Origin of the sequence: Allobosea sp. NPDC003192 (genome assembly GCF_050275675.1) — a bacterium.
GTDB lineage: Bacteria > Pseudomonadota > Alphaproteobacteria > Rhizobiales > Beijerinckiaceae > Allobosea.
This window is the reverse complement of record NZ_JBNNPK010000001.1, coordinates 120,704-139,208: the sequence shown is the minus strand read 5'-3', so window position 1 is coordinate 139,208 and position 18,505 is coordinate 120,704. Positions and strand designations below refer to the sequence as shown.

Sequence of the window (18,505 nt, the reverse complement as noted above, 5' to 3'; positions counted from 1 at the left end):
CACGCATGATAACGGGCCTCGTCAACTCGGCTCAGGGCGCATCTGCCCGGCCCTCTTTCAGCGCCGGTCCGGCCGGCCCTCGGAGTTGACGATGGCGACGATCACTGACGGCCTCATTCGCGACGGTTTCACCTTCGACGACGTGCTGCTCGAGCCGGGCCCGTCCGAGGTGATGCCCAGCGATGTCGATATTTCGACCAAGCTCACCAAGACGATCTCGCTCAACCTGCCGATCATCGCCTCGGCGATGGATACGGTGACCGAGGCAAGGATGGCGATCGCGATGGCGCAGGCCGGCGGCCTCGGCGTTGTGCACCGCAATCTCGATCCCGATCAGCAGGCGGCTCAGGTCCGCCTGGTCAAGAAGTTCGAATCCGGGATGATCGCCAACCCGATCACCATCCATCCCGACGAGACGCTGGCCGACGCGCTGGCGCTGATGAAGAACAACGGCATTTCCGGCATCCCGGTGGTCGAGCGCGGTCCGCAGGGCCATAATGGCCGGCTCGTCGGCATTCTGACCAATCGCGACGTGCGCTTCGCCGCCAATCCCGATCAGCCCGTCGCCGAGCTGATGACCAAGGACCGGCTGATCACGGTGCGCGAGGGCGTCAGCCCTGACGAAGCCCGCCGCCTGCTGCACCAGTTCCGCATCGAGAAACTCCTCGTCGTCGACGATCATTTCCGCTGCATCGGCCTGATCACCGTCAAGGATATGGAAAAGCAGGTCACCCACCCCAACGCCGCCAAGGACGGTCAGGGCCGGCTCCTGGTCGCGGCTGCGACCACGACGGGCGATCTGGGCTTCGAGCGCTCCGAGATGCTGATCGACGCTGGCGTCGACATCATCGTGGTCGACACCGCCCATGGCCATTCCGCCAAGGTGCTCGAGGCGGTGACGCGGGTGAAGAAGCTCTCCAACGCCGTCCAGGTCATCGCCGGCAATGTCGCGACCGCCGGCGGCGCGCAGGCGCTGATCGACGCCGGCGCCGACGCGATCAAGGTCGGCATCGGCCCGGGCTCGATCTGCACCACCCGCATCGTCGCCGGCGTCGGCGTGCCGCAGCTCACCGCGGTGATGGATGCCGCCTCGGCGGCGCAGAAGGCCGGCATTCCGGTCATCGCCGATGGCGGCATCAAGTATTCGGGTGACCTCGCCAAGGCGCTCGCCGCCGGCGCCGCCTGCGCCATGGTCGGCTCGCTGCTCGCCGGCACGGACGAGACGCCGGGCGAGACGTTCCTGTACCAGGGGCGGTCCTACAAGGCCTATCGCGGCATGGGCTCGGTCGGCGCGATGGCGCGCGGCTCGGCCGACCGCTATTTCCAGCAGGACATCAAGGATGCGCTGAAGCTCGTGCCTGAGGGCATCGAGGGCCAGGTCGCCTATAAGGGGCCGGTCTCCAGCGTGCTGCACCAGCTCGCCGGCGGCTTGCGTGCCGCGATGGGCTATGTCGGCGGCCGCAACCTCGAGGACTACCGCAACAAGGCGCGCTTCATCCGCATCACCAGCGCCGGCCTGCGCGAGAGCCACGTCCACGACGTGACCATCGTGCGCGAGAGCCCGAACTACCCGACCCGTTCCTGATCGCGGATCGCCTCATCGCGATCTGTCCTTTTTCGATCGGGCATCGGATACTTCCGGAGCGGCGGCCCAGTTGTCGGTCCGCCGCTCCGCGAAGAGGCCGACATGACGCTCAAGCTGATCTATCCGGCGCTGGCCCAGATTCTCTGGAGCTTCGTCGTCCTCGTCATCATGTTCCGGCGCCGCAAGCAGGCGTTCGCCAACCGCGAAGTCAGGCTTGCCGACATCGCAGTCTCGACTGAGCGCTATCCGGATTCGGCCCGTCTCGCGGCGGCCAATTTCAGTAATCAGTTCGAGACGCCGGTCCTGTTCTTCGCGCTGACCCTGATCGCGATCCATGTCGGCGCTACCGGCTATGTCATGGCGGCGCTGGCCTGGGCTTTTGTCGCGACGCGTGTTGCCCATACATTGATCCACACCGGCTCCAACAGCCTCAAGCATCGGGCGCTCGTCTTTGCAGCCGGCATCGCATGCCTGTTCTTCATGTGGATCGGCATCGTGATTGCCATCGTCTGAGCGGGCGTTGCTTACGCACGCAAGACGTGTGACGGCGATTTCGTTCCGCTGAATTGTCGTCCTGTCACATCGTCGCGACAGCGCTCAATAAACCGTATTGGACACTTGCGTCGAAACCCGGCCGTCTTCATGCTAAATTCTTGCGGTGAGGACGGTTTGGGGAGCAACCGTTCGACAGGGTCGACGTGGCGCTCCCCGTGGCGCAAGGCTTTCTATGGCAGTGCTGACTTTCGGGCGTGTGGCTCTGTTCTCGGCCGCGGGCGTTCTCGCCGCGGGCGCGTTTCTTCATTACACCGGGCGTCCGGTTCCCTGGCCGCTCGATCAGGTCCCTTACGGCAAGGTCATCCCGGGGCCGGCCAAGCCGGCAGCGACCGCTGCCGCGCCGGCAGCCGGCGGTAACCGCTCCGGCCAGGCCAACCGGCCGCCGGTGACCATCGTCACCGCCAAGGTCGAGCGCCGGGCGATGCCGGTCCGGATCGACGCTATCGGCACGGTGCAGGCGATCTCCACCGTCAACATCCGCTCGCGCGTCGACAGCCAGATCATGGCGGTCGAGTTCCGCGACGGCGCCATGGTCAACAAGGGCGACGTGCTGTTCCGGCTGGATTCGCGCCAGCTCGAGGCGCAATTGCGTCAGGCCGAAGCCAATGTCGCGCGCGACAAGGCTTCGCTGATCGCGGCCGAGTCCGATCTGCGCCGAGCCGAGGAGCTCTCCCGGCGCGAGATCGCCACCGACGCGCGCCTCGACACCGCCCGCACGGCGGTGAGCACGCTGCGCGCCGCGATCCGTGGCGGCGAAGCTGCTGTCGACAGCCTGCGGGTCCAGCTCAGCTACTACACGATCACCGCTCCGGTTTCGGGCCGCGTCGGCGTCGCCGCGCTGAAGGAGGGCAACATCGCCAAGAGCGGCGACAGCTCGGCGATGCTGGCGACGATCAACCAGATCGATCCCATCTATGTCAGCTTCGCCGTGGCGCAGCGCTATCTCCCCGAGATCCGCGAGGCGATGAACGCCAAGACCGCGGTCGTCCAGGCGACCCAGCAGGGCGTCGGCAAGAGCATCGAGGGCACGATCGCGGTGATCGACAACGCCGTCGATGCGACGACCGGCACGATCCAGCTTCGCGCCAGTTTCGACAACGCCGAGGAGACGCTCTGGCCGGGTGCGCTCGGCCAGGTCCGACTGACGCTGCGGACCGAGGCCGACGCCGTCACTGTGCCGCGCGAGGCGGTGCAGACCGGCCAGAACGGCTCCTATGTTTTCGTGATCGACAACAATCTCGCCCGCGCCCGGCCGATCGTGGTTGCGCGCAATGTCGACGACCGCGCTGTCATCGCCTCGGGCCTCAACGGCGACGAGACGGTGGTGATCGACGGGCAATTGCTGCTGACCGAGGGCGCGCGCACGATCGAGCGCGGCCGTGGCGGCCAGAGCCCACCGGCGCCCAATCTCACCTCCCAGCGGGGGAGCGCCGGCTGATGAACCTGCCCGAGCTCTGCATCCGTCGCCCGGTCATGACGACCCTCCTGATGGCGACGTTCCTGATCTTCGGGCTGTTCGCCTTCAAGCAGCTGCCGGTAGCGGCGCTGCCCCGGGTCGATTTTCCGACGATCAATGTCAGCGCCCGCCTGCCGGGTGCGAGCCCCGAGACCATGGCGTCCTCGGTCGCGGCGCCGCTGGAGCGCGAATTCGCCTCGATCTCCGGCATCACCTCGATGTCGTCGGTCTCGCAGCAGGGCTCGACCTCGATCACCCTGCAGTTCGACCTCAACCGCAACATCGACGGCGCCGCGCTCGACGTGCAGGCGGCGCTGAGTGCCACCGTGCGGCGCCTGCCGCCGGAGCTCCCTGCCCCGCCGAGCTTCAGGAAGGTCAATCCGGCTGACCAGCCGGTGCTGTTCATGGTGCTGACCTCGGCGACCAAGCCGCTCTACGAGGTCCACGAGTTCGGCGAGAACATCCTGCAGCAGCAGATCTCGCAATTGCCCGGCGTCGCCCAGGTCAACATCTTCGGCGCGCAGAAATATGCGGTGCGTGTGCGGGTGAACCCGGACGCGGTCTCGGCCCGCGGCCTCTCCCTCGCTGAAGTCCGCACTGCCATCGCCGCCGCCAACTCCAACTCCCCGGTCGGCACACTGAACGGCGCCAACCAGCGCCTGACGCTCGGCGCCACCGGCCAGATGGAGCGTGCGGGCGAATACGGCAACCTGATCATCTCGCAGAAGAACGGCATCCCGATCCGGCTCAACGACGTCGCGCAGATCTACGATTCCGTCGAGAACGATCAGACCGGCAGCTGGTACAACGGCCAGCGCTCGATCATGCTGGCGGTCTATCGCCAGTCGGACGCCAACACCGTCCAGGTCGTCGATGCCATCAAGGGCAAGCTCGACGCCTATCGCGCGCAATTGCCGGCAGCGATCGATCTCGTCGTCCTCAACGACCGTTCGATCCCGATCCGCGAGGCGGTCGAGGATGTCGAGGTCTCGCTGATGATCGCGATCGCCCTCGTGATCATGGTGATCTTCCTGTTCCTGAAGAGTTTCGCCGCGACGGTGATCCCGACGCTGGCGCTGCCGATCTCCTTGGTCGGCACTTTCGCGATCATGTATGCGCTGGGCTATTCGCTCGACAACATCTCGCTGCTGGCGCTGACGCTCGCGGTCGGCTTCGTCGTCGACGACGCCATCGTCATGCTGGAGAACATCATCCGGCATATCGAGATGGGCAAGAAGCCGTTCCAGGCGGCGCTCGACGGTTCGCGCGAGATCGGCTTCACCATCCTCTCGATCACCATCTCCTTGGTCGCCGTCTTCATCCCGGTCTTCTTCATGGGCGGCGTCGTCGGCAAGGTCTTCGCCGAGTTCGCCGGTACGATCGCAGCGGCGATCATCGTCTCCGGCTTCGTTTCGCTGACGCTGACGCCGATGCTCTGCGCCCGCTTCCTCAAGGCGCACGACCATCACAAGCGGCCGAACCTCGTCGAACGCGTGTTCGAAGCCGGCTTCCAGGGCATGCTCGGCGCTTATCGCTGGACGCTCGACCTCGTCCTGAAGGCGCGCTTCCTGATGCTGCTGGTGACGCTCGGCACGGTCTATGTCTCGGTCCAACTCTATATCGACGTGCCCAAGGGCTTCTTCCCGACCGAGGATACCGGCCTGCTGCGCGGCGCCACGGAAGGCCCGCCCGACACCTCCTTCGAGGCGATGGCGGCGCGCCAGAGCCGGGTCGCCGAGATCGTCAAGGCCGATCCTGCTATCGACTACCTGACCTCGAATATCGGCGGCTTCAACGCCACCAATAACGGCTTCATGTTCATCGCTCTGAAGCCGAAGGAGCAGCGCGACAAGGCCGAGGTCGTGATCGCGCGGCTGCGCCGGGCCGTCTCCGAGGTGCCGGGCATCACCGCGGTGTTCCAGCAGGTCCAGAACATCAACCTCAACGCCGGCCGCTCCTCGCGGGCGCAGTATCTCTATTCGCTGCAGGGGCCCGATCTCGGCGCCCTCTTCAACTATGCGCCGCTAATGCAGCAGCGCCTGTCGCAGCTGCCGCAATTGCGCGACGCCAATATCGACCTGCAGCTGCGCAATCCGCAGCTCTCGATCGACATCGACCGCGAGCGCGCCGCCAGCCTCGGCATCTCCAGCGACCAGATCCGCCAGGCGCTCGGTAACGCCTTCGGCTCGCGCCAGATCGCGACGATCTTCACGCCAGCCACCGACTACCAGGTGATCATGGAGGCCGAGCGCGCCTACCAGCAGGATCCGGCGGTGCTGTCGCGGCTGATGCTCAAGGCCGCCAACGGTCAGAACGTGCCGCTCGAGACGGTGGCGACGATCAAGCCGAGCGTCGGGCCGCTCGCCGTCAACCGGATCTCGCAGCAGCCGGCGGTGACGATCTCGTTCAACACCGCGCCCGGCGTCTCGCTTGGCGATGCCGTCAACGCAATCCGGAGCGCCGAACGCGACATCAACCTGCCCGCCTCGATCGTCACCAGCTTCGCCGGCTCGGCCCAGCTCTTCCAGGACGCACTGAAAGGCCAGGGGTTGCTGATCTTCGCGGCGATCCTGGTGATCTACATCATCCTCGGCATCCTCTACGAGAGCTTCATCCACCCGATCACGATCCTGTCCGGCCTGCCTTCGGCGGGCCTGGGCGCCCTGCTCGCCTTGCAGTATTTCCACATGGACCTATCGGTGATCGCGATCATCGGCATCCTGATGCTGGTCGGCATCGTCAAGAAGAACGCGATCATGATGGTCGACTTCGCGATCGAGCGTCGCAAGATGGGCGATGACGCGCTGACCGCGATCCGCGATGCGGCGCTGGTGCGCTTCCGGCCGATCATGATGACGAGCTTCGCCGCGATCTTCGGCGTGCTGCCGATCGCGCTCGGGGCCGGCGCCGGCGCGGAACTGCGCCAGCCGCTCGGCATCGCCGTGGTCGGCGGCCTCGTCGTCTCGCAATTGCTGACGCTCTACATCACGCCGGTCGTCTATTTCTATCTCGACAAGGTCGACAGCTTCATCTCCGGCCGCGGTCGCGGCGAACGGGAGGAAGCGGCGTCGGTGCCGGGCGCGATCCCGGTGGCGATCCCGCAGGCGGTCCATCGCCAGGCGGATTGATAGGGCCTTTAGCTTCATTCTTGGTCATCCTGGACAAGCGGCGAAGCCGCGCCGATCCGAGATCCATTTCTGAGCCTCTCCGAAAGAGGTTCCGGAATGGGTCCCGGGTCCCCCTTCGGTCGCCCGGGACGACACGCGCCTTTTCGGTGTTAACGATGACGCCGGCTTTGCGGTGACAGCGCCCCGCCGCCCGTTGAGTCTTAACAAAAAGTAAACTAAGCCAATCCTGCGGCGGACAATGAACCAGCGAGCGATGGAGAAATCGCGGTGCTTCGTGTCCGTAATGTCGATTGCCTGCGTTCCGATCCTGTCCCGCCGACCGGTTCCAGCTCCTCGACGAAGGTGAATCCCGTTTCGCGTGGCCGCAATGGCGGTCTGCGCCTCATGGCCATGGCCGGCCTAGGGCTCGCGCTCGGCGCGGGCGGCACGATCCTGACCGTCTCGCTGGTCCAGGCCGAGGACGATGCCGGCATCCGTGCCTTCCACCGCCAGGAAGCCGCCAACCGGGCCGAGCGCATCGCGTCCAGGGCCACCTTCGCGTCCGTGCCGGTCTCGGCCTATGCCCCGGCTCGCCAGACCTGGTCCCTGCCCTTCTTCCAGCAGACGCGTCCAGACGGGCGCCTCGCGCCGCCGCCGGTCGAACTCAATCCTTTCCGGCCGGTCCAGGCCGCGCCGAAGCAGGCGCAGCACAAGCCGAAGCTGCCGGCGATGCGCTATGACACCGTGTCCGGCGCGGCCGATGTGACGCGCACCATCTGCGTGCGCCTCTGCGACGGCTTCCAGGCGCCGATCGGCCATCTGCGCGGCCAGTCCGACCTCAAGGCGCATGAGGCGCTCTGCCAGGCCGCCAATCCGGGCGTGCCGGTCAAGGTCTTCAAGGTCGCGGCCGGTGCTGCGACCATCGACGACGCCGTGGCGAACGACGGCAAGACCTATCGCCAGCTGCCGATGGCCTATGCCTATGAGCGCGGCGCCGATCCGGCCTGCCGGCCCGCCATCGCGACCGCGAAGGACCGTCGTGTCTCGCTGCTGCGCGACTTCACCTTGCGGCCGGGCGACAGCATCGTGCTCGACGGGAGGGTGCGGACCTTCAACGGCGGCAAATGGCCCTACACCGCTGCCGACTTCCGTGATTTCCGTGGCTCGCCTGAGCTGACCGCCAGCGACCGCCGCAAGATCGACGAGAAGGTCGGCATCTCGCACATGGAGGCGCAGGCTCGTGCCCTGCGTCGGCAGATGCGGGTGCGCGAGGCCAGCCTGCATGACGACAATTACGCCAGCGATGCACTCGGCCTGCGCGGACAGCTCAATCCGCGCGACCCGATCGCCAACCCGCCGCGCGTGGTGCTGCAAACTCCGTTCGCACGCAATTGACTGGAGCGTAGGATGATCATCCTGGGTTTTTCATCCTAGGATAATGCACCCAAAAGCCGCCAAAAGACCGATGGACGGGGAACTGGCCTTCCGGCACATTCGCTGCATTGCAGCATGGAGCCGAGCATGACGACGAAGACGCCGCGCCAGTTCTTCCGCCCGCTGGCGATCGGCGCGCCCGAGCCCTATCGCGAGTTGCCGCTGCGGCTGGAGCGGATGATCCATTTCGTGCCGCCGCATCTGGAGAAGGTGCGCGCCAAGGTGCCTGAGCTGGCCGGCCAAGTCGACATCGTGCTCGGCAATCTCGAAGACGCCATCTCGGCCGAAGCCAAGCAGGCCGCCCGCGACGGCTTCATAGAGCTGGCGAAAGCGACCAATTTCGGCGCGACCGGCCTGTGGACCCGCGTCAATGCGCTGAACTCGCCCTGGTTCCTCGACGATATCAGCACGATCATGGCCGAGATCGGCGGCAAGCTCGACGTCGTGATGGTGCCCAAGGTCGAGGGGCCCTGGGACATCCACTATGTCGACCAGCTGCTGGCGCAGTACGAGGCGCGGCATGCCCTGCCCAAGCCGGTCCTGATCCACGCCATCCTGGAGACGGCCGAAGGCGTCAAGAATGTCGACGCGATTGCCACCGCCTCCCCCCGCATGCACGGCATGAGCCTGGGACCGGCCGACCTTGCTGCCTCGCGCGCGATGAAGACGACGCGCGTCGGCGGCGGCCATCCCGAATACAAGGTCATCGCCGATCCTACCCCCGATGGCGGCCCGCGCGCGATCGCGCAGCAGGATCTTTGGCATTACACCCTCGCGAAGATGGTCGATGCCTGCGCCTCGGCCGGCCTCAAGCCGTTCTATGGCCCGTTCGGCGACTTCTCGGACGCCGCCGCCTGCGAGGCGCAGTTCCGCAACGCCTTCCTGCTCGGCTGCGCCGGCGCCTGGACGCTGCATCCCTCGCAGATCGCAATCGCCAAGCGCGTCTTCAGTCCGGACCCGGATGAGGTCGCCTTCGCCAGCCGCATCCTGGAAGCGATGCCGGACGGCTCGGGCGCGGTGATGATCGACGGCAAGATGCAGGACGACGCGACCTGGAAGCAGGCAAAGGTCATCGTCGACCTGGCGCGGCAGGTGGCGGCGCGGGATCCGGAACTTGCGGCTCGCTATGGGCTTTGAAGAGTTAGTACCCGCGACATCCACGGATGTTGACGCATTTGCGACGTAATCCTACGTCAAGCGCTGGGGTGCGGCGACATCGGCTGTGGCGAGCCGGGTTTGGGCTGAACGAGGATCATGGAATCACGCACGGCGAAATTTCGGATCGGCGATGTAGTGCGCCATCGCGTCTACCCGTTCCGCGGCGTGATCTTCGACGTCGATCCGGTGTTCTCGAATTCGGACGAATGGTGGCTGGCGATCCCGGAGCACCTGCGCCCGTCGAAGGACCAGCCCTTCTATCACCTCTTCGCCGAGAACGAGGAGACCGAGTACGTCGCCTATGTCTCGGAACAAAATCTCGTGATCGACGAGTCGAACCGGCCGATCCGTCATCCGCAGGCGCGCGAATATTTTCGGCGCGACCGCAAGGGCAAGTACCGGCTCGACAAGGCCGAGCTGAACTGATCCGTCGGCCTTCCAATCGACAAGCTGCGTGCTGACGAAGGAGTGGTTTCGTGAGCACCAGCCATGCCGACATCGTCATTCTCGGTGGCGGCCATAACGGACTTGTCTGCGCCTTCTATCTCGCCAAGGCCGGGCTGAGGGTCATCGTGCTGGAGCGGCGCGCCGTGGTTGGCGGCGCGGCCGTCACCGAGGAATTCCATCCCGGCTTCCGCAATTCCACGGCGAGCTACACGGTCAGCCTGCTCAACCCGCGCATCATCGCGCAGATGGAGTTGGCACGGCATGGGCTGCGCATCGTCGAGCGACGCCTCGCCAACTTCCTGCCCTTGCCGGACGGGCGCTATCTCGCGGCCGGCGAAGGCCGGACCGAAGCGGAGGTGGCGAAGTTCTCCGCGCGCGATGCCGAGCGGCTGCCAGCCTATGGTGAGCGGCTCGAACGGGTCGCCGCCATGCTGCGCGATCTCGTGCTGCAGGCGCCGCCCAATCTCGGTGATGGCGGCTGGCTGGCCGCGCTGCCGCAGGTGCTGGAAGTGGCTGCGCTAGGGCGGCGCGTCGCCGGACTCGACCAGCCCGGCCGGCGCGATCTCGTCGACCTCTTCACCAAATCGGCCGGTGACTGGCTCGACGGCTGGTTCGAGAGCGATCCGGTCAAGGCGCTGTTCGGCTTCGACAGCGTCGTCGGCAACTATGCCAGCCCCTATACGTCGGGTTCGGCCTATGTGCTGCTCCATCACGTCTTCGGTGAGGTCAACGGCAAGCGCGGCGCCTGGGGTCATGCGCTGGGCGGCATGGGCGCGATCACGCAGGCGATGGCGCGGGCCTGCGCCGAGCAAGGCGTCGAGATCAGGCTGGAGACGCCTGTCGCTGAGGTCTTGACCGAGAAGGGTCGGGCCGTCGGCGCCGTGACGGAACGGGGCGACGTGGTGCGGGCGCGCGCCGTGGTGTCGAACCTGCACCCGCGCCTGCTGTTCGAGCGGTTCGTCGACCCGGCGGTCGTCCCGGCCGATTTCGGCGAGCGCATCCGCCGCTATGCCTCGGGCTCCGGGACCTTCCGGATGAATCTGGCGCTGTCGGAGCTGCCGCGCTTCACAAGCCTGCCGGAACCGGGCGACCATCTCACCGCCGGCATCATCATCGCGCCGTCGCTCGCCTATATGGACCGCGCCCATGCGCAGGCGCGGCTGTCGGGCTGGTCGAGCGAGCCGATCGTCGAGATGCTGATCCCATCGACGCTCGACGACAGCCTCGCCCCACCCGGCCGGCATGTCGTGAGCCTGTTCTGCCAGCATGTCGCGCCGCAGCTGCCGGACGGCGAGAGCTGGGACAAGCACCGCGACACGGTCGCCGATCTGATGATCGAGACGGTCGACCGCTACGCTCCGGGCTTCCGCGCCTCCGTCATCGGCCAGCTGGCGCTGGCGCCGAGCGATCTGGAGGAGCGTTTCGGGCTGGTCGGCGGCGATATCTTCCATGGCCGACTGACGCTCGACCAGCTCTTCAGCGCCCGGCCGGTGCTCGGCCATGCCGATTATCGCATGCCGGTGCCGGGCCTCTATCTCTGCGGCTCCGGTGCCCACCCCGGCGGCGGCGTCACCGGCGCGCCTGGTCACAACGCAGCCCGTTCCGTGCTGGCCGACTTGAAACACCAGCGGTTCAGGCTGCGCTCATCGCGAGCGTAACCAAATCCGTCATCAGGGATTGCTGCTGACGCGTTCGGCCTGTGGGAAGCGCGCGCCGAAGGCCCCTTCCCGCTCCGGCGGCAGCCGCACCAACAGACTCAGCGTGCCGTCGTCCGCATCCTCGCGCTCGAGGATCTCGCCATTGGCGTGCAGCCAGGCCAGCGACTTGCCGTCGCCTGGCTCCAAGGTGAGCCGATAGACCGGCCGCGCCCGCGCGATGCGCTGCTCGATCGCATCGGTCAGCCGCTCCATGCCTTCGCCGGTCAGCGCAGAGACCAGCACCGGCCGCGAGGCGCCAGGCTTCAGCGCGGTCAGCGCTGCCTGGCGCTCACGCTCTTCTTCGGAGAGCAGGTCGGCCTTGTTCCAGACCTCGATGACGCGGTCGCCGTCTTCCGGATCGATGCCGAGATCGCGCAGGATGCCACGGACGTCAGCGGCCTGGGCTTGTGTGTCTTCATGCGAGACGTCGCGGATATGCAGCAGGACGTCGGCCTCGATCGCGTCCTCGAGGGTGGCGCGGAAGGCGGCGACGAGCTGCGTCGGCAGCTCGGAGATGAAGCCGACCGTGTCCGACAGCATGATCCTGGCGCCGTGAGGGAGCTTCAGCGCCCGCGCCGTCGGGTCGAGCGTGGCGAAGAGCATGTCCTGCGCCAAAACCTCGGCCGAGGTCAGCCGGTTGAACAGGGTCGACTTGCCGGCATTGGTGTAGCCGACTAGCGCGACGACCGGATAAGGCACGCGTTTGCGGCTCGCACGATGCAGCGAGCGCGTGCGTTTCACGCTGTCGAGCTCGCGCTCGATCTTGGTCATCCGCTCCTGGATGATGCGCCGGTCGGCCTCGATCTGGGTTTCGCCCGGGCCGCCGAGGAAGCCGAATCCGCCGCGCTGGCGTTCCAGATGGGTCCAGGAGCGCACGAGCCGGCTCTTCTGGTAGTTGAGATGGGCGAGTTCGACCTGCAGCGCGCCCTCGCGCGTACGGGCGCGACGGCCGAATATCTCGAGGATCAGGCCGGTGCGGTCGATGACCTTGCAGCCGAACGCCTTCTCCAGATTGCGCTGCTGCACCGGCGACAGGGCGCAATCCATCACGACGAGACCGATCTCTTCGATCTTGACGCGTTCGGAGAGCTCCTCGACCTTGCCTTTGCCGAGATAGGTCGCGGGCCGCAGCGCCGTCAGCACCACGGGGATCGCTTCGACAATCTGGAGATCGATAGCGCTGGCGAGGCCGAAAGCCTCGTCCAGCCGCGCCGCGTGGTTGCGTTGGTTCTCGTCGGCCGTGGTGGCCCGGCTGGCGGCATGACGCGCCAGATAGGGGCCGACCACGAAGGCGCGGGTATCAGCCGCGAGGGCATGCTCGGCCGCGTCGATCGAGATCCCGATCGACGCTCCGCCACCCGTCGTCGACGAGTTGCCGGCCTTCCCGCCCACGGTCAGGCCTTGTCCGTATCCTCGGGCTCGAACAGCTGCACCGGGTGGCCCGGCATGATCGTCGAGATCGCATGCTTGTAGACGAGCTGCGAATGCCCGTCTCGGCGCAGCAGCACGCAGAAATTGTCGAACCAGGTGACGACGCCCTGCAATTTGACGCCGTTCACGAGAAAGATGGTGAGAGGGATCTTCTGCTTGCGGACGTGGTTGAGAAAGGTGTCCTGGAGATTTTGAGCCCGCTCCGCGGCCATGGGTAACCCCTGTTGTTGGGATCGCAACTCGGCTTGCACTTGCGATCCAGATCGTTCCGTTAGGCTTCGGCGCCAATCGCCGGGCATTCGGAACACCGACACTCCATTAGATCGTGACCGGGCAACGACGCGCAAGGGTTGCGCAACACCAATTTCGGCCGGCCGCCTTGCATGCAGTGCAACACGGCCGGGGTCGCTCAGCCTACTCCTAGCGATTTGAGCTTACGGTGCAGGGCTGAACGCTCCATGCCGATGAACTCCGCCGTGCGCGAAATGTTTCCGGAAAATCGGGCGATCTGCGCCATCAGATATTCACGCTCGAAGATCTCGCGCGCATCGCGCAGTGGCAGGCTCATCAGCTTCTCGCCGCCCGAGCCGGAGGGCGTCGTCGGCACCATGGCACCGACCTCGGCCGGCAGCATGTCGACCGTAATCTCGGCGGTCGGATCGCCCTTGGTCAGGATCATCAGCCGTTCGACATTGTTGCGGAGCTCCCGGACGTTGCCTGGCCATTCATGCGACTGCAGGATCGCCATGGCATCGCCGCCCATCCGGCGCTTCGGCAGGCCGGTCGCGACCGAGATCTGGTCCATGAAGAACTCGATCAGCTCCGGCACGTCCTCGCGCCGCTCGGACAGGGCCGGCACGCGGATCGGCACCACGCCGAGCCGGTGATAGAGATCCTCGCGCAGCTGCCCGTCGGCGATGAGCTTGGCGAGATCGCGGCTGCTGGAGGAGATGATCCGGACGTCGACATGGACGCGGGTCGCCCCACCGACGCGCTGGAAGTTCTGATCGACCAGAACCCGCAGGATGCGGTTCTGGGTCTCGCGCGGCATGTCGCCGATCTCGTCGATGTAGAGCGTGCCGCCATGGGCTTCCTCGAGCGCGCCGACGCGGCGTGAGCGGCCGTCGCCACCCTCGATGCCGAACAGCTCCTCTTCCATGGTCTCGGGCGTGATCGTCGCCGCATTGATCACGACGAAGGGGCCGGCCGAGCGGGTCGAGGCGTCATGCAGGGTGCGCGCGGTCAGTTCCTTGCCGCAACCCGGCTCGCCGGTGATCAGCACGCGGGCATTGGTCGGCGCGACGCGCTCAAGCGTCTGGCGCAGCTGGTTGACCGCAGTCGAACGGCCGACGATCCGGCTGGCCTGGACCGAGCGGGTCTTGAGCTCGCGCACTTCGCGCCGCAGCCGCGAGGCCTCCAAGGCGCGCTCGGCCACGAGTACGAGTCGGTCGGCCTTGAACGGCTTCTCGATGAAGTCGTAGGCGCCGCTCTTGATCGCCGAGACCGCGGTCTCGATGTTGCCGTGGCCGGAGATCATCACGACCGCGAGGTCGGGGTGGCTCTCCTTGATCAGCTCCAGCACCTGCAACCCGTCGAGCCGGCTGCCCTGCAGCCAGATGTCGAGGAAGACGAGGTTCGGCCGCCGCGCCGCGATCGCGGCCAGCGCCTCGTCGGCGGAGCCCGCCTTGCGCGTCCGGTAGCCCTCGTCCTCCAGGAGGCCGGCCACCAGTTCGCGAATATCGACCTCGTCGTCGACGACGAGAATGTCAGCACTCATGCCTTCGTCCCGTTCACTTGTCGTGCGGCGGAATCCGCCGTGCTATTGCCTGTTTCTGATCGGTCTTCGCCGGCTGGCGGCGGCCCGGTCTCGATGAACCAGAGCCTGATCCGCGCACCGCGAGCACCGTCCGGGCGGTCGAGCAATTCGATGCCGCCGCCATGGTCCTCGAGGATTTTGCCGACGATGGCGAGGCCGAGCCCTGTACCGCCGTCGCGTGTAGTCATGTAGGGCTCGAGCAGCTTCTGGCGCTGGTCGGCCGGCAGGCCCTTGCCGTTGTCGAGGATGTCGATGACGATCCGGCCGTCCTGCGTCCGCTCGAAGCCGATCTCGATGCGCCCCTTGCCGCGTTCCTCCGCCGGCACGGCCTGGATCGCCTCGGTCGCGTTCTTGATGACGTTGGTCAGGGCCTGCGAGATCAGGCGCCGATCGAAATGCGCCAGGACCGGCGTCTCCGGCAGATTGTCGGAGATGTCGATCTCGGGATTGCCTACCCGCATCAGGAAAATGATCTGCCGCGCTGTCTCGACGATGTCGTCCCGCGCCGGCGAGGGTTTGGGCATGCGGGCGAAGGAGGAGAACTCGTCGACCATGCGGCGGATGTCCTCGACCTGCCGCACGATCGTGGCGGTGCACTGGTCGAAGATCTCCTTGTCTTCGAGGATGACACGGCCGAACTTGCGGCGGATGCGCTCGGCCGAGAGCTGGATTGGGGTCAGCGGGTTCTTGATCTCGTGGGCGATGCGCCGGGCGACGTCGGCCCAGGCGGCGGTGCGCTGCGCCGAGACGAGATCGGTGATGTCGTCGAGCGTCACCACCAGGCCGGCGCCGGCCCCCTCGCCTTCGCGCGTCGCCCGGATGTTGAGCATGCGTTCGCGCCCGCCGCGGGTGATCGCGGCCTGGCTAGAGCTCAGGCGCTGGCGGCTGGTGAGCGCCTCGGAGACGAAGCCGGCGATCTCCGGCACGACGCGAGCGACGGGCTCGCCGAGCAGACGCCCGCCGGCGCCGAGCAGGGCCTCGGCCGAACGGTTACTGAGCGTGATGTGGCCGTCCTCGTCGATGCCGAGCACGCCGGAGGAGACGCCGGACAGCACCGTCTCGGTGAAACGCCGGCGCCTGTCGATCACCTCGCTCGCAGTGACGAGGCCGTCGCGCTGGCGGCGCAGTTCCGCAGTCATCTTGTTGAAGGTCTCGCCGAGATGGGCGAGATCGCCTTCCGCCCGTCTGATCGGCACCTGGACATAGAAATTGCCGCTGGAGACCTGGTCGGTGGCGTGGATCATCCGCCGGATCGGCGCGACGAGGCCGTTGGCGAAGTTGAGGCCGAGCCAGATCGCCGAGAGCAACAGGATCACCGAGATCAGCGCGTACATGGAGGCGAAGGCGATCTGCACACCCTTCCGGCGCGCATCGATGCCGAGATATTCGACCGCGGCGCCACGGGCGACAGCCGGGAATTCGACTGCGAGCGGATCGACCTCGCGAGCGACATAGAGGAAAGCGCCGTCATAGCTCGGCAGCTTCATCAGCGCGCCGAAGACCCGGCCGGTCGACGGCAGCACGCAAATCGGCTCGGGTGAGCTCTGTGCATCGTCGAAGGCATCGGCATTCGGCTTATGGGCGTCCCGCAGGACGTCGATATTGGCCCGGACGAGGACGTTGTCCGGCGGCTTCATGATCCAGGCCACCGGCAGGCCGAGCGCCGTGGCGCGTGCCGTCAGGAAGTTCTCGAACCAACGCCGGTCGGCGTCATAGGCCGTCTTCGCACGCCCGAGATCGTCCGCGAGCAACCGGATCTCGCGGCCGAGCGAGCGGCATTGCCCGGTGGTGTAGGCGTCGGCCACCTCGACGGATTTGAAGATCACGTCGCGCATGCGATCCGAGAACCAGGGCTCCAGGCCACGTTCCAGCGTCGCCGTCGCAATGATCGCGACGAGCACCGCCGGCAGGGCGGCGACGATGCTGAACAGGCTGACGATCCGCACATGCAGGCCGGCGGCGGCCACACCCTTGCGCCGGGCGCGGATCAGCACCGCCGCTTCAAAGGCCACAATGGTCAGGAGCAGCAGAATCAGCAGGCCGTTGATGACGAAGACGCCGACCACGACCTCATGGACAGGCGCGACCGGCGTCGCGCCTGAAAGCACGAGGAAGGTCGTCAGCGCCGAGACCAGGGCGAAACCGACGACGAGCGCGCCGAGCCAGCCCGAGACCCGGCGGGGCGGGTCGTCGGTCCGGGGCGTCATGCGCATGTCACCGGTCGAGGCCGTCAAGGCGATGCCGAAGCTCCGTTGCCCGCGACGCCCTTCGAACAGGCGTCACACGACGCACTGATGCGCCGCCGCAACGGTGTTGTCAAAATATGACAGATGCAAGGCAGCCACACCGCCTCGCCGTCAGCGCGGCGAGCGCACCACCTGCATGTCGAGCTCGCGGATCTTCTTGCGCAGGGTGTTGCGATTAAGTCCCAGCAACTCGGCGGCGCGAATCTGGTTGCCGCGCGTCGCTGCCAGGGCCGCGGCGATCAAGGGCGGCTCGATCTCGCGGAGAATGCGGTGGTAGAGGCCGGGCGGCGGAATCTGGTCGCCGAAACCGCCGAAATACTGGGTGAGATGGCGCTCGACCGAGCCCGAAAGGGTTTCCGTCCGCTCCGGCGCACTGCCACCACCGGCTTGCATGGGAGCTCCGCTCGCCGGCTGCAGTTCGGCTTCGATGATCGGCGCCGTGATCGTATCCTGGGGATAGAGCGCGGCCAGTCGCCGCACCAGATTCTCGAGCTCGCGCACATTGCCGGGCCAGCGATAGCGCCGCAGCACGTCCATCGCCTCCGAATCGATCTGCTTGCGCGGCAGGCCCTCCTTCTCGACCAGCGCGAAGAAATGACGGACGAGATCGGGAATGTCCTCGACCCGCTCGCGCAAAGGCGGCAACCGGATCGGCACGACATTGAGGCGGAAGAACAGGTCCTCGCGGAACAGGCCGTGCGCGATCGAGATGCGCAGATCCTTGTTGGTCGCGGCGATGATGCGGACATTGGTCTTGATCGGCGTGCGCCCACCGACCGTGGTGTACTCGCCCTGCTGCAGAACGCGCAGAAGCCGCGTCTGCGCCTCCATCGGCATGTCGCCGATCTCGTCGAGGAAGAGCGTGCCGCCCTCGGCCTGCTCGAAGCGTCCGGAGGAGCGGGTCAGCGCGCCGGTGAAGGCGCCCTTCTCATGTCCGAACAGCTCCGATTCGATCAGGTCCTTGGGGATAGCCGCCATGTTGATCGCGACGAAAGGCCCGGTGCGGCGCTTGCCGTAATCGTGGAGGGCACGGGCGACCAGCTCCTTGCCGGTCCCGGACTCGCCGTTGATCATCACGGTCAGGTCGATCGGCATCAGACGCGCAAGCGCGCGATAGACGTCCTGCATCGCCGGCGAGCGGCCGACCAGTGGGATATCCTCGGGCTCGGCGGGCTGGTTGCGCGGCGCGTCGCCACGCGGCCGCGACAGGGCTCGCCCGACAATGGCGACGAGCTCCTTCAGGTCGAAGGGCTTGGGCAGGTATTCATAGGCGCCGCGTTCGGAGGCCTTGATCGCGGTCATGAAGGTGTTCTGCGCACTCATGACGATGATCGGCAGTTCCGGCCGGACCCGCTTGATCCGCGGCAGCAGGTCGAAGGCATTGCCGTCCGGCATCACCACGTCGGTGATGATGAGATCGCCGAGTCCCTGCGCAGCCCAGGTCCAGAGCGTCGCCGCCTGACCTGTCGTGCGAACCTCGTAACCAGCGCGGGCGAGGGCCTGGTTGAGGACGGTGCGGATCGCCGCATCGTCGTCAGCAATGAGAATGTTACCCGTCGGCATGCGCTTTTCC

13 protein-coding genes are annotated in these 18,505 nt (G+C 66.6%); 8 read left to right on the top strand and 5 right to left on the bottom strand.

The window, feature by feature from the left end; all coding sequences use genetic code 11:
* Positions 1-91: 91 nt before the first annotated feature.
* The 8 genes from guaB (at position 92) to ACQKLX_RS00615 (ending at position 11,400) form a co-directional block, all read left to right on the top strand.
* Positions 92-1,585 carry an IMP dehydrogenase gene (guaB, locus tag ACQKLX_RS00650; RefSeq protein ID WP_427358555.1) on the top strand — a complete coding sequence of 498 codons (1,494 nt, stop codon included), beginning with the start codon at positions 92-94 and terminating at the stop codon, positions 1,583-1,585.
* 102 nt (positions 1,586-1,687) lie between these two features.
* Positions 1,688-2,098: an MAPEG family protein gene (locus ACQKLX_RS00645; protein ID WP_427358553.1), complete on the top strand. Its 411-nt coding sequence runs from the start codon at positions 1,688-1,690 to the stop codon at positions 2,096-2,098.
* 214 nt (positions 2,099-2,312) lie between these two features.
* A complete protein-coding gene (locus tag ACQKLX_RS00640; RefSeq protein WP_427358551.1) occupies positions 2,313-3,578 on the top strand; it encodes an efflux RND transporter periplasmic adaptor subunit in 1,266 nt (421 codons plus the stop codon).
* Complete coding sequence (locus ACQKLX_RS00635) at positions 3,578-6,724, top strand: efflux RND transporter permease subunit (RefSeq protein WP_427358549.1); 3,147 nt, start codon at positions 3,578-3,580, stop codon at positions 6,722-6,724. The genes ACQKLX_RS00640 and ACQKLX_RS00635 overlap by 1 nt, the downstream gene beginning before the upstream one ends.
* Before the next feature lie 267 nt (positions 6,725-6,991).
* Positions 6,992-8,098: a DUF2865 domain-containing protein gene (locus tag ACQKLX_RS00630; RefSeq protein ID WP_427358547.1), complete on the top strand. Its 1,107-nt coding sequence runs from the start codon at positions 6,992-6,994 to the stop codon at positions 8,096-8,098.
* Positions 8,099-8,224: 126 nt separating this feature from the next.
* Positions 8,225-9,274 (top strand): HpcH/HpaI aldolase/citrate lyase family protein, encoded by a 1,050-nt coding sequence (locus ACQKLX_RS00625; protein ID WP_427358545.1) that lies wholly within the window; start codon positions 8,225-8,227, stop codon positions 9,272-9,274.
* A 117-nt stretch (positions 9,275-9,391) separates the two neighbouring features.
* Positions 9,392-9,721, top strand: a complete 330-nt coding sequence (gene hspQ, locus ACQKLX_RS00620; protein WP_427358543.1) for a heat shock protein HspQ — start codon at positions 9,392-9,394, stop codon at positions 9,719-9,721.
* 50 nt (positions 9,722-9,771) lie between these two features.
* Complete coding sequence (locus ACQKLX_RS00615) at positions 9,772-11,400, top strand: phytoene desaturase family protein (protein ID WP_427358541.1); 1,629 nt, start codon at positions 9,772-9,774, stop codon at positions 11,398-11,400.
* Between the two features lie 12 nt (positions 11,401-11,412).
* On the opposite strand, the gene hflX is transcribed toward ACQKLX_RS00615, so the two are convergent.
* The 5 genes from hflX to ntrC form a co-directional block, all read right to left on the bottom strand.
* The gene (hflX, locus tag ACQKLX_RS00610; protein WP_427359253.1) at positions 11,413-12,783 is read right to left on the bottom strand and encodes a GTPase HflX; all 1,371 of its coding nucleotides are present in this window, start codon (positions 12,781-12,783) and stop codon (positions 11,413-11,415) included.
* Between the two features lie 50 nt (positions 12,784-12,833).
* Positions 12,834-13,082 carry an RNA chaperone Hfq gene (hfq, locus tag ACQKLX_RS00605; protein WP_057192822.1) on the bottom strand — a complete coding sequence of 83 codons (249 nt, stop codon included), beginning with the start codon at positions 13,080-13,082 and terminating at the stop codon, positions 12,834-12,836.
* Between the two features lie 197 nt (positions 13,083-13,279).
* A complete protein-coding gene (ntrX, locus tag ACQKLX_RS00600; protein ID WP_427358538.1) occupies positions 13,280-14,647 on the bottom strand; it encodes a nitrogen assimilation response regulator NtrX in 1,368 nt (455 codons plus the stop codon).
* Positions 14,644-16,893, bottom strand: a complete 2,250-nt coding sequence (locus ACQKLX_RS00595) for a sensor histidine kinase NtrY-like (protein ID WP_427358536.1) — start codon at positions 16,891-16,893, stop codon at positions 14,644-14,646. The genes ntrX and ACQKLX_RS00595 overlap by 4 nt, the downstream gene beginning before the upstream one ends.
* 150 nt (positions 16,894-17,043) lie before the next feature.
* Positions 17,044-18,495: a nitrogen regulation protein NR(I) gene (gene ntrC, locus ACQKLX_RS00590; RefSeq protein ID WP_427358534.1), complete on the bottom strand. Its 1,452-nt coding sequence runs from the start codon at positions 18,493-18,495 to the stop codon at positions 17,044-17,046.
* Positions 18,496-18,505: the final 10 nt, after the last annotated feature.

Excerpts from the sequence above, each read along its gene's own strand:
- guaB (WP_427358555.1), top strand. The coding sequence starts at position 92 with ATGGCGACGATCACTGACGGCCTCATTCGCGACGGTTTCACCTTCGAC.
- ACQKLX_RS00645 (WP_427358553.1), top strand. The coding sequence starts at position 1,688 with ATGACGCTCAAGCTGATCTATCCGGCGCTGGCCCAGATTCTCTGGAGC.
- ACQKLX_RS00640 (WP_427358551.1), top strand. The coding sequence starts at position 2,313 with ATGGCAGTGCTGACTTTCGGGCGTGTGGCTCTGTTCTCGGCCGCGGGC.
- ACQKLX_RS00635 (WP_427358549.1), top strand. The coding sequence starts at position 3,578 with ATGAACCTGCCCGAGCTCTGCATCCGTCGCCCGGTCATGACGACCCTC.
- ACQKLX_RS00625 (WP_427358545.1), top strand. The coding sequence starts at position 8,225 with ATGACGACGAAGACGCCGCGCCAGTTCTTCCGCCCGCTGGCGATCGGC.
- hspQ (WP_427358543.1), top strand. The coding sequence starts at position 9,392 with ATGGAATCACGCACGGCGAAATTTCGGATCGGCGATGTAGTGCGCCAT.
- hfq (WP_057192822.1), bottom strand. The coding sequence starts at position 13,082 with ATGGCCGCGGAGCGGGCTCAAAATCTCCAGGACACCTTTCTCAACCAC.
- ntrX (WP_427358538.1), bottom strand. The coding sequence starts at position 14,647 with ATGAGTGCTGACATTCTCGTCGTCGACGACGAGGTCGATATTCGCGAA.
- ACQKLX_RS00595 (WP_427358536.1), bottom strand. The coding sequence starts at position 16,893 with ATGACGCCCCGGACCGACGACCCGCCCCGCCGGGTCTCGGGCTGGCTC.
- ntrC (WP_427358534.1), bottom strand. The coding sequence starts at position 18,495 with ATGCCGACGGGTAACATTCTCATTGCTGACGACGATGCGGCGATCCGC.